General features: G+C 49.0%; 1 protein-coding gene. It reads left to right on the top strand.

Features of this window, described 5'->3' with window-relative positions; translation table 11 throughout:
* On the top strand, nucleotides 1–308 hold a 308-nt coding region (locus J536_RS24840; RefSeq protein ID WP_155758166.1), incomplete at both ends, for a hypothetical protein.

Genomic DNA, 308 nt, shown 5'->3' with positions numbered 1-308 from the left:
TTCCTGAAGACTTAAATGGCGACGGTATCTTGAATGCTGCAGAACTTGGTACAGACGGTACCTTCAATGCACAAGTGGCGTTGGGACCAGATGCAATCGATGGCACAGTGGTGAATGTTAACGGTACCAACTACACCGTGACTGCAGCTGACCTTGCGAATGGCTTCATCACAGCAACTCTGGATGCAACAGCAGCAGATCCTGTGACTGGTCAGATTGTGATTCATGCTGAGGCTGTAGATGCACAAGGTAACCTTGATGTTGCAGATGCAGATATCACCGTGACTGTAGATACCTTGCCTGCAGAC

The organism is Acinetobacter sp. 809848, from assembly GCF_000581275.1.
Lineage (GTDB): Bacteria > Pseudomonadota > Gammaproteobacteria > Pseudomonadales > Moraxellaceae > Acinetobacter > Acinetobacter pittii.
The sequence above is the reverse complement of the archived record's forward strand: the minus strand, read 5'-3'. Positions and strand labels throughout refer to the sequence as shown.